Here is a 10,910-nt window from a genome sequence, read left to right on the forward strand (position 1 = left end):
ACGCGTTGTTGTGCGGGGCACGGCTGGGGCATCGGTTCTGACCCATCAAAATCGACGCTCCAGGCTGTTGTTTTGCCGTGATTTCTTCGCGCGAAGCCGGTCGCGGCCTCGCTCGAACCGCGCTAGCGCGCGGCTTCGAATCCACCGAGCACCGCCGTCAGATTGGCGCCGAGGATGTCGGAAAGATAGCCGCCTTCCTGCACCAGCACCGTCGGCAGTCCGAACCGGGCCAGCCCCTCGCCGATTCGGCGGAAGCCGTCGGTGGTGACGGCGAGACCTGCAAGCGGGTCCTTCTCGGAGGCGTCGAGACCGAGCGCGACCACGAGCGCGGTCGGCGCGAACGAACGGATCGCCCTCTCCGCCAGAGCCAGCGCCTTCATGTAGTCGTCATCACCTGTGCCCTTGGCCAGGGGAATGTTGAGATTGGTACCGAGGCCGGGCCCGGCGCCGCGCTCATGCGCATAGCCCCAGACGAACGGGTAGAAGAACGACGGATCGGCATGGATCGAGACGGTGAAGACGTCAGGCCGCTCATAGAAGATGCCCTGCGTGCCGTTGCCGTGGTGCACGTCGACGTCGAGGATCGCGACGCGCTCGTGCTTCTGGCGCAGATGTTCGGCCGCGATCGCGCTGTTGTTGAGGAAGCAGAAGCCGCCGGCGAGATCGCGATAGGCGTGGTGGCCGGGCGGACGGCACAGCGCATAGACGGCATCCCCGCCGTCGAGCACCATCTGCGCGGCGGTGGCCGCGACATCGCTCGAGGCGCAGGCGCCGGCCCAGGTGCCGGGACCGATCGGGGCCGCGGTGTCGACCGTGTGCCAGCCGAGCTTGCCGACGATATGGGTGGGGTATGTCCCGGCGTTGCGCACCGGATGCATGTTCGCGATCATCTCCGGTCCGGCGTTGCCGAGCGCCGACCATTCCTCCCACGCTCCCGCGAGAAAGCTGAGATATTCCGGACTGTGGACGCGCGCCCGCGGACCCTGCCCGAACCTGGTCGGCTCGATCAGCGTATGCTTGCCGGCCTTCAGGCCCGCCAGCAGGCGGTCGGCGCGCTCGGGCTGCTCGGTGGTGCGCTGGACCACACCGCGGACCAGGAAGAATTGCGGATCATGGCTGCGGTGCCGATCACTGTAGACGGCCTTCACGGGACACTCCTGTTCAATCAGCGGCTGGACCGGACGGCACGCGCGCGATGCGGCACCAGGCTTCCGTTTGCGCGTTGTACACTATCAGCGGCAGCGACGATCTGAAACCAATCGCGATTTCATGCTATGTCCGCATACAACGCAATGATTCAAAGACGCAGGACAAAAATTCCGGCCATGGCGGGCAGCAAGGCGGAGACCGAGGATGCGACGACGGGACGGCGGGGCCGGCCGCGCTCCGCCGCGACCACCGCCGCGATCCTGCAAAGCGCCTACACGCTGATGGCGACCACCGGCCTCGCCGCCACCACCATCGACGCGATCGCCAAACATTCCAACGTCTCGAAGATGACGATCTACAAATGGTGGCCGTCGCGCGAGGCCTTGCTGATCGATGCCTTCCTCGACCAGGCCTCGCGCGCGGTGCCGCTGCCCGAGGCGGGCAATCCGGTGGCCCGCATCCGCCGCCATGTCACGACCTATGTCGAAGCGTTGCAGGGTGAATTCGGGCGGGTGCAACTCGCGGTGATCTCGGAGTGCATCTCGAAGACCGGCACGGCGGAATTGTTCTACGAGCGTTACCTCGGCCTGCGCCGCAGCAGGATGCTGGAGATCATCACCGCCGGCCAGAAGGACGGCAGCATTGGCGCACCTAGCGTGCCCGGCGACATCTATGACGCGATCTATGGCAGCCTGTTCTATCGCTACGTCTTCGGCATCAAGCCGCTGACGCCGGCCTATGCCCGCAATCTCGTCAATCTGGTGCTGCGGCCGCGCGCCGACGCCTGAACCATCACGCGCGCTGCCGCTGACGGCGAAACCAGGCCCAGGTCTCGCGCGTCACCGCGCGGTAGTTGCTGCCGCGATACACGATGTGGCCATCGACGATGGCGTTCAACTTCGGCAGCGCATGGAACGGCACCGTCGGATAGGCGTGATGCTCGACGTGATAGGGCATGTTCCAGGCGAACCACTTCATGATCCGGCCGGTCATCGTGGTACGCGTATTCTCGAACGCGCTCCGCGTCCGCTCGCAACCGGTATGCTCGGCATAGAGATACGGACGCAGGATGAGCTGACCGGCCAGCAGCGGCACGATCCACACCCACAGCAATATCGCACCGTGCAGCGCGAACGACGCCGCCAGCAGCAGCAGGTAGCCTGTGAGATAGAGTCTCGCTTCCCGCACGATCGCCGCGCGCTTGTGCTCCGGAATCCACGGCACGGCCACCTGTCCGGTGAGTGCATGCCGCATCATCAGCCGGATGCGGACCAAGACCTGCAACAGCCCCGAATAGGCGATCGCGAGCTGGGTGTCGGACGCGGGCTTGGGACCGACGATCAGCTCCGGATCTTTCTCCGGGTCCTGGGTGTAGCGATGATGGTCCCAGTGAAACAGGCAGTAATATTGATAGGGCAATCCGATCATGAAGGCGGACAGATTGCCGACGGCAAGGTTGAGCGCAGGACTGCGGAATGCGGTCTTGTGCGCGGTCTCATGCACCACCATGAACAGGAACGCGACGAAGTAGCCCTGGATCGCAATCAGCGGCAGCGCCCATACGAGACCATAGCGCGACGAGACCAACCAGATCAGCGTGCCGCCGATCAGGATCATCCCGTAATGGCTTGCCGCGCGCACCGCGCCGGCTAGGTTCGACTTGGTCGAGAGGTCGCGCAAGATGAGCGGGCTGAGCGGCTTCAGGCGGGGTCCGGCATCACTGGTCTCTGCGGTGCTCATGGCGGTCTCATTTGTCAGCGTTGCAGCAGCGCCGAGATTTCGGCGTTGATGAAGGCGCGGTCTTCGGCATTGTTGATCGGATTGCCGGCGCGGTGGCCGTGGATCGAGGGGATCGCGTGCAGCGCGGCGGATCGCGCGTTGACCAGGCCGCCCAGCTCGTCCTCATTGTCGCGTGGATCGAAATAGCGATCGGTACGACCGGGCATCAGCAGCATGTGTGCCTTGATCGCCGCCAGCGCGCGGTCGAAGTCGCCACCGAATTCATCGCAGCGGCTGACGTCGCCGGCCTGCCAGATTGCAACCTGCGCCAGCAGGTCATTCGCATCACGCCGCGCGAAGGCGCCGTCCCATGATCCCGCGAGATAGTCTTCCAGCGAGTTGAAGCCGGCCTTGCGCCAGACTTCCTCGCGATAGAATTCATGCGACATCGCCCAGCCGGCATAGACGCGTCCCATCGCGCGCAGGCCCGCCGCAGGCTTGCTGACGAAGCGGCCATCCCGGTAGGTCGGGTCCGCAGTCAGCGCAGCCTTCACAGCTTCCAGAAACACATAGTTGTAAGGCGAGCACCTTGCACTGCCGCAGACCACCGCTGCGCGCTCGACCACGTCGGGATAACGCGCAGCCCAGTGATAGGCCTGCATGCCGCCCATCGAGCAGCCGTAGATCAGCGCCAGCCTGGTCACGCCAAACCTCTCCACCAGCAGCCGACGCTGGATGGCGACGGCGTCATGATAGGTGAAGGCCGGAAACGGCGCGCCGCCGAGCACCTCGGCTGAATTCGAAGGCGAGGACGACAGCCCGTTGCCGAACAGGTTCGCGATGACGATGAAGTAACGCGCGGGATCGAGCGCCCCGCCCGGCTGCACCAGCCATTCGATGTCAACATGCTGCGCGGCGAATGACGTCGGATAGAGGATGACGTTGTCCCTGGCCGCGTTCAGCGTGCCGTAGGTCTGATAGGCAAGCCTGAGCTGCGGAAACACAGCGCCGCCCTGCAAGGTGACCGGACCTGCCTCGAACACCTCATAATCGCGTGACGTGGTCATGCGCTTTCGACCTCGAGCAGCTAGGCGCGACGCAGCACCCTCATTAACTGTACGAACAGTACACTAATTAGCAGACGACGCAAGAGCGGCAAAGGTGGAATGACACCGGGCCGATCCATTCAAAATCGGTATGGATCAATACCCGTTTCGGCTTGGACCCATTGTCGTCATCTCTCTAGGACAGACCCCGAGGAAATTTCCAAGGAGGCGCGAATGAGCGCAATTGTGTCCGCCACGGATGCGCGGCGATCCCGCGTCCGGCTGTTGATCGTGACGATGCTGTTTCTCGTCACCACCGTGAACTATGCCGATCGCGCCACGCTCTCGATCGCCGGCGCGTCCCTTTCCAAGGAACTGCATCTCGACCCGATCGCGATGGGTTACGTATTCTCGGCCTTCGGCTGGTCCTATGTGATCGCCCAGGTGCCGTGCGGCTGGCTGCTCGACCGTTACGGCTCCAAATGGGTCTACGCGATCAGCATCATCGTCTGGTCGATCTTCACCGCGATGCAGGGCCTGGTCGGGTTCCTCTCCGCGGGCACGGCCGTGATCCTGCTGTTCGGACTGCGCTTCCTGGTCGGCATCGCCGAGGCGCCGTCATTCCCGGCCAACGCCCGCATCGTCGCCTCCTGGTTCCCCGGCAATGAGCGCGGCACCGCATCGGCCTTCTTCAATTCCGGGCAGTATTTCGCGACCGTGATCTTCGCGCCGCTGATGGGCTGGATCGCTCATGAGTATGGCTGGCGCCACGTGTTCTACGTGATGGGCGGGCTCGGCATCATCATGGGCATCGCCTGGATCAAGACGATCTACGAGCCGCAGGAGCATCCTGGGATCAACGAGGCCGAGTTCGACTACATCAAGGAGGGCGGCGCGCTGGTCGACATGGACGCGGCCAAGGGCGGCAAGGCGCAGGACAGCGGCCCGCGCTGGGAGCACATCCGCCAGCTGCTCGCCAACCGCATGATGCTCGGCATCTATATCGGCCAGTACTGCATCAACACCCTGACCTACTTCTTCCTGACCTGGTTCCCGGTCTATCTGGTGAAGGAGCGCGGACTGTCGATCCTGCAGGCCGGCTTCGTCGCGACCTTACCGGCGCTGTGCGGCTTCATAGGCGGCGTGCTCGGCGGCGTGATCTCGGACTATCTGCTGCGCCGCACCGGCTCGCTGACCATGGCGCGCAAGATCCCGATCGTCGGCGGCATGCTGCTGTCGATGTCGATCATCGCCTGCAACTATGTCGACGGCCAGGCGCTGGTGGTCGGCTTCATGGCGCTCGCCTTCTTCGGCAAGGGCATCGGCGCGCTCGGCTGGGCAGTCGTCTCCGACACCTCGCCGAAGGAAGCCGGCGGCGTCTCCGGCGGCTTGTTCAACACCTTCGGCAATTTGTCCTCGATCACCACGCCGATCATCATCGGCTACATCCTCGCCGCCACCGGCTCGTTCAACGGCGCGCTGGTGTTCGTCGGCGCCAACGCGCTGGTCGCGGCGATCGCCTACCTCTTCATCGTCGGCGAGATCAAGCGGGTGCAGCTGAAGGCGGCCTGAACGCGCTTCACCTCTCCCCGCCCTTCCGCGGGGAGAGGTCGAAATTCGCACAGCGAATTTCGGGTGAGGGGCGAAGCAACACGTCTCCGCAGAGACAGTCCTTCCGACTCGTTCGGATCGCGCGTGCACATCGAGGCGGCCGTTGCGCAGAGAGAGCCCCTCACCCCAACCCTCTCCCCGTAAGAACGGGGAGAGGGAGCAGAAAACCAAACGGCGGCTACGGCCGCCGTCTTTGTCTTCTTGTTTGTCTTCTTGGCCAGTGGGAGGCATCGATGCTAGAACGGACAAATCCTAAAGCGATCCATTCCAGGCTAGCATCGATGTTCGACCTGAACCAGCTCCGCTGTTTCGTCACGGTGGCCGAGGAATTGCACTTCGGCCGCGCCGCGACGCGGCTCAACATGACGCAGCCGCCGCTGAGCCGGCAGATCCAGGTGCTCGAGCACATCATCGATGCACCGCTGCTGGAACGCACCAGCCGCTCGGTGCGGCTGACCCCGGCCGGACGCAGCTTCTTGCCCGAAGCTCGACGCATCCTCAAGCTCGCGGAATCCGCGTCTCAAGTCGCGCGCCGCATCGCGCTCGGCAAGACCGGCTCGCTCAAGATCGGCTTCACGGCGGCGGCCGCCTACGGCTTCCTGCCCGCCCTGATCGCAGCCGCCCGCTCCCGCTTGCCCGAAGTGGATTTCTCGCTCAAGGAGATGGTCTCCGGCGAACAGTTCGAGGCGCTCACCACAGGCCAGATCGATGTCGGCCTGCTGCGCCCGCCGATCGCGCGGCCGGAATTCGCCAGCCGGCGCGTCGTGGCCGAGCCGCTGCTCGCCGCGATCCCGAAGAAACATCCGCTCGCCACCGCCGAGACCGTCAGCATCAAGGATTTCGACGACCAGCCCTTCGTGATGTATTCGCCCTATGAGGCACGCTACTTCCACGATCTCTTGGTGTCGCTGTTCACCCGCGCCGACGTGCTGCCGCACTATGTGCAGCATCTGAGCCAGATCCATTCGATCCTCGCGATGGTGCGTGCCGGGCTCGGCGTCGCGATCGTGCCGGAGGCGGCCGCAAGCCTGAAGATCGCGGACGTCCGGCTGAAGCCGCTGAAGCTGCGCACGCCGGTGCCGGTCGAGCTGTTCATGGTGTGGCGGCGCGATCACGAGAACCAGCTGCTGCCGTCACTGATCGAGATCGCAACCGAAATCGCCGCCCCGCATCTGCGCGGCGATTGATGCAGAGTTGGCATCGCTCGATACCGCGTTTGGCTTGGACGCGCATCGAACCATTTCCTAGAAACTCCGCCATGGACGCGCGCTGCTCGCGCATCCCTTATCCCAGAAACATTCAAGGAGTGGCGCCATGAGCAAGATGACCCCTCAGGAGATGGCCGCGAGAATCGGCGGCGGCCTCCTGTCTTTCCCCGTGACCCCGTTCAAGGCGGATTACTCGTTCGACGAGGCGACCTATCGCGCCAACATGGACTGGCTGTGCGGCTACGACGTCGCCGGCCTGTTCGCCGCCGGCGGCACCGGCGAGTTCTTCTCGCTGACCCCGGCTGAAGTTCCCCACGTCGTGAAGATCGCCGTCGACGAGACCAAGGGCCGCGTTCCCGTGCTCGCGGGCACCGGCTATGGCACCGCCATCGCGCGCGAGATCGCAATCGGTGCCGAGAAGGCCGGCGCCGACGGCCTGCTGCTGCTGCCGCCCTATCTCACGCATGCCGAGCAGGACGGCCTCGCCGCCCATGTCGAGGCGGTGTGTTCGTCGGTCAAGATCGGCGTCATCGTCTACAACCGCGACAATGCGATCCTGCAGCCGGATACGCTGGCGCGGCTGTGCGAGCGCTGCCCGAACCTGGTCGGCTACAAGGACGGCATCGGCGATATCGAGCTGATGACCCGCGTCTACACCAGGCTCGGCGACCGCCTGACCTATATCGGCGGCCTGCCGACCGCGGAAACCTTCGCCCTGCCCTATCTCGACATGGGCGTCACGACCTATTCGTCGGCGGTGTTCAATTTCGTGCCGGAATTCGCCACAAAATTCTACGCCGCGGTGCGCCGGCGTGATCATCAGACCATCCATGCAGGACTGAAGGATTTCATCCTGCCGCTGATCGCGATACGCAACCGCAAGAAGGGCTACGCAGTGTCAATCATCAAGGCCGGCATGAAGGTGATCGGCCGCGATTCCGGCCCGGTGCGCCCGCCGCTCACCGATCTCACCGCACCGGAGATCGCCGAGCTGGCGGCCCTGGTGGCGAAGCTGCCGCAGGCCGCGACCCAACAGGCGGCGGAATAAGCCAAACGGCAAAGAACGAAGGGAGGAGCAGATGATTCAAGACACGATCCGCACCGGCTTTGCCGGCGCCCCCGTCGTCACGGCGATGGAGGTGATCCCGGTCGCCGGCCGCGACGGCATGCTCCTCAATCTGAGCGGCGCACATGCGCCGTTCTTCACCCGCAACCTCGTCATCCTTACCGACAACTCCGGCCACACCGGCGTCGGCGAGGTGCCGGGCGGCGAGAAGATCCGCAAGACGCTGGAAGATGCCCGCGACCTCGTCGTCGGCCACACCATCGGAGGGTGCAACAACATCCTGGCATCGATGCGCCAGACCTTCGCCGACCGCGACGCCGGCGGCCGCGGCAAGCAGACCTTTGACCTCCGCGTCACCATCCACGCGGTCACCGCGGTGGAGTCAGCGCTGCTCGACCTGCTCGGCCAGCATCTCAATCTTCCGGTCGCAGCCCTGCTCGGCGAAGGCCAGCAGCGCTCCAGCGTCGAGACGCTCGGCTATCTCTTCTTCGTCGGCGACCGCAGGAAGACCAGCCTGCCTTACGTCGAGAGCGAGACCGGCAAGCCTGACTGGTTCAATCTGCGCCATCAGGTGGCGATGACGCCGGACGCGATCGTGCGCCTCGCCGAAGCGACGCAGGCGCATTACGGCTTCGCCGATTTCAAGCTCAAGGGCGGCGTGCTTGCGGGCGAGCAAGAGATCGAGGCCGTCACCGCGATTGCCAAACGCTTTCCGAACGCACGCGTCACGCTCGATCCGAACGGCGCCTGGTCGCTCGATGAGGCGATCCGGCTGTGCAGCAACATGCACGGCGTGCTCGCCTATGCCGAGGATCCCTGCGGCGCCGAGGCCGGCTTCTCCGGCCGCGAGATCATGGCCGAGTTCCGCCGCGCTACGGGGCTACCGACCGCCACCAACATGATCGCGACCGACTGGCGCCAGCTCTCCCACGCGCTGCGGCTAGGCGCCGTCGACATTCCGCTTGCCGATCCGCATTTCTGGACCATGCAGGGCTCGGTGCGGGTGGCGCAGACCTGTCGCGACAACGGCCTGACCTGGGGCTCGCACTCCAACAATCATTTCGACATCTCGCTGGCGATGTTCACCCATGTCGGCGCCGCCGCACCGGGCAAGGTGACCGCGATCGATACCCACTGGATCTGGCAGGACGGCCAGGCGTTGACGCGGGAGCCGTTACAGATCAAGTGCGGCAAGATCGCCATCCCGGACCGGCCGGGCCTCGGCATCGAGCTCGATCGCGGTGCCATCGAGGCGGCGAACGCGCTATACAACCAGCATGGCCTCGGCGCCCGCGACGACGCGCTGGCCATGCAGTTCCTGATCCCCGGCTGGACCTTCGACGACAAGCGTCCCTGCCTCGTGCGCTAACAAGAAAGGTTGGAGAGAAACATGACCGCTCACCAGAAGAACTTCATCGCCGGCGAATGGATCGACGGAACCAGCATCACGCGGGACATCAACCCCTCCAACACGGCCGACGTGGTCGGCGAATACGCCAAGGCCGACAAGGCGCAGACCGAAAAGGCGATCGCCGCCGCGAAGGCCGCGTTCCCGACCTGGGCGCGCTCGACGCCGCAGGAGCGCTTTGACGCGCTGACCAAAATCTCCGTCGAAATCCTCGCCCGCAAGGAAGAGCTCGGCCGCCTGCTCGCGCGCGAGGAAGGCAAGACACTCCCGGAAGGCATCGGCGAGGTGGCGCGCGCCGGACAGATCTTTGCATTCTTTGCCGGCGAGGCGCTGCGGCTGATGGGCGAGAAGGGTGCATCGGTGCGCCCGGGCCTCGATGTCGAGATCACCCGCGAGCCGGTCGGCGTCGTCGGCATGATCACGCCGTGGAATTTCCCGATCGCGATCCCGGCCTGGAAGATCGCGCCGGCGCTCTGCTACGGCAATTCAGTCGTGTTCAAGCCGGCCGAGCTGGTGCCGGGCTCCGCGCATGCGCTGTCCGAGATCATCGCCCGCTCCGGCATTCCTGCCGGCGTGTTCAACCTCGTGGTCGGCTCGGGCTCGGTGGTCGGCCAGACGCTGCTGGATCATCCCGACGTTGCCGCGATCTCTTTCACCGGCTCGGTGCAGACCGGCCGCAAGATCGCGCAGGCCTGCGTGCTCTCCAACCCCATGAAGAAGTTCCAGCTCGAGATGGGCGGCAAGAACCCGCTTGTCGTGCTCGACGACGCCGATGTGAAGGTCGCAGTCGAGGTCGCCGTCAACGGTGCCTACTTCTCGACGGGCCAGCGCTGCACGGCGTCGTCGCGCCTGATCGTCACCGCAGGGATTCACGACCGCTTCGTCGCGGCGATGACCGAGCGCATGAAGGGCCTTTCGGTAGACGACGCGTTGAAGAGCGGCGTGCATGTCGGCCCCGTCGTCGACCAGAGCCAGCTCGACCAGAACCTCCGCTACATCAAGATCGGCCAGGACGAAGGCGCCCGCCTGCACTGGGGCGGCGAGCTGTTGAACCGCGAGACGCCCGGCTTCTATCTGCAGCCGGCACTATTCACCGAAGCGACCAACCAGATGCGCATCGCCCGCGAGGAGATTTTCGGCCCGGTCGCCTGCGTGATCCGCGCCAAGGATTATGAGGAAGCGCTGGCGATCTCCAACGACACCGAATTCGGCCTCGCCTCGGGCATCTGCACCACAAGCCTGAAATACGCCTCTCATTACAAGCGCAACAGCGAGGCCGGCATGGTGATGGTCAATCTGCCGACCGCCGGCGTCGACTACCACGTGCCGTTCGGCGGCCGCAAAGGCTCGAGCTACGGCGCGCGCGAACAGGGGGCCTATGCCCGCGAGTTCTACACCACGGTGAAGACGGCTTATACGTTCCCGGGTTGACGATCGTTGAGACGCGATGTAGCCGCGTAGGTGCTGCGCCCCCTCTCCCGCTTGCGGGGGAGGTCCGCACGCGACGAGCGACGCGAAGCGTCGTCCGGAGTGTGACGGGCGGGGGCTGTCTCCAAAATATGACTCGTGGAGAGAGCCCCCACCCCGACCCCTGCCTCCTATACACATCTGACGCTGCAGACGGTCTACCCTGTGGAGACATCGGGGGACGCCGTATCACGATAAGCACGCAATAGAGAACTCGGTTCACGTGAAGTGAGAAG

The 10,910-nt window shown here is 64.8% G+C and carries 9 protein-coding genes; 6 read left to right on the forward strand and 3 right to left on the reverse strand.

Translation table 11 applies throughout. The annotated features are described in order from the left end of the window. Positions 1 to 122 precede the first annotated feature (122 nt). Positions 123 to 1,148 (reverse strand): arginase family protein, encoded by a 1,026-nt coding sequence (locus FNJ47_RS19685; protein WP_163155967.1) that lies wholly within the window; start codon positions 1,146 to 1,148, stop codon positions 123 to 125. A gap of 177 nt (positions 1,149 to 1,325) precedes the next feature. Here FNJ47_RS19685 and FNJ47_RS19690 point away from each other — a divergent pair, with 177 nt between their 5' ends. After that, positions 1,326 to 1,937, forward strand: a complete 612-nt coding sequence (locus tag FNJ47_RS19690) for a TetR/AcrR family transcriptional regulator (RefSeq protein WP_163155969.1) — start codon at positions 1,326 to 1,328, stop codon at positions 1,935 to 1,937. Positions 1,938 to 1,941: 4 nt separating this feature from the next. Here the strand turns inward: FNJ47_RS19690 and FNJ47_RS19695 are convergent, their stop codons facing one another. Further along, positions 1,942 to 2,889, reverse strand: a complete 948-nt coding sequence (locus tag FNJ47_RS19695; protein WP_163155971.1) for a fatty acid desaturase — start codon at positions 2,887 to 2,889, stop codon at positions 1,942 to 1,944. Positions 2,890 to 2,903: 14 nt separating this feature from the next. After that, a complete protein-coding gene (locus FNJ47_RS19700; protein ID WP_163155973.1) occupies positions 2,904 to 3,935 on the reverse strand; it encodes an alpha/beta fold hydrolase in 1,032 nt (343 codons plus the stop codon). A gap of 213 nt (positions 3,936 to 4,148) precedes the next feature. On the opposite strand from FNJ47_RS19700, the gene FNJ47_RS19705 reads away from it, so the two are divergent. The 5 genes from FNJ47_RS19705 to FNJ47_RS19725 all read left to right on the forward strand — a co-directional run bounded on the left by FNJ47_RS19705 (position 4,149) and on the right by FNJ47_RS19725 (position 10,638). After that, positions 4,149 to 5,486, forward strand: a complete 1,338-nt coding sequence (locus FNJ47_RS19705; RefSeq protein ID WP_163155975.1) for an MFS transporter — start codon at positions 4,149 to 4,151, stop codon at positions 5,484 to 5,486. A 320-nt stretch (positions 5,487 to 5,806) separates the two neighbouring features. After that, positions 5,807 to 6,712: a LysR family transcriptional regulator gene (locus tag FNJ47_RS19710; RefSeq protein WP_163155977.1), complete on the forward strand. Its 906-nt coding sequence runs from the start codon at positions 5,807 to 5,809 to the stop codon at positions 6,710 to 6,712. 127 nt (positions 6,713 to 6,839) lie between these two features. Next, positions 6,840 to 7,781 carry a 5-dehydro-4-deoxyglucarate dehydratase gene (kdgD, locus tag FNJ47_RS19715; protein WP_163155979.1) on the forward strand — a complete coding sequence of 314 codons (942 nt, stop codon included), beginning with the start codon at positions 6,840 to 6,842 and terminating at the stop codon, positions 7,779 to 7,781. A 31-nt stretch (positions 7,782 to 7,812) separates the two neighbouring features. Continuing rightward, on the forward strand, positions 7,813 to 9,168 hold the full coding sequence (gudD, locus tag FNJ47_RS19720; protein ID WP_163155981.1) for a glucarate dehydratase: 1,356 nt from the start codon (positions 7,813 to 7,815) through the stop codon (positions 9,166 to 9,168). Positions 9,169 to 9,189: 21 nt separating this feature from the next. Continuing rightward, on the forward strand, positions 9,190 to 10,638 hold the full coding sequence (locus tag FNJ47_RS19725; RefSeq protein ID WP_163155983.1) for an aldehyde dehydrogenase family protein: 1,449 nt from the start codon (positions 9,190 to 9,192) through the stop codon (positions 10,636 to 10,638). Positions 10,639 to 10,910 lie beyond the last annotated feature (272 nt).

Source organism: Bradyrhizobium uaiense, assembly GCF_010811875.1.
Classification (GTDB): Bacteria; Pseudomonadota; Alphaproteobacteria; order Rhizobiales; family Xanthobacteraceae; genus Bradyrhizobium; species Bradyrhizobium uaiense.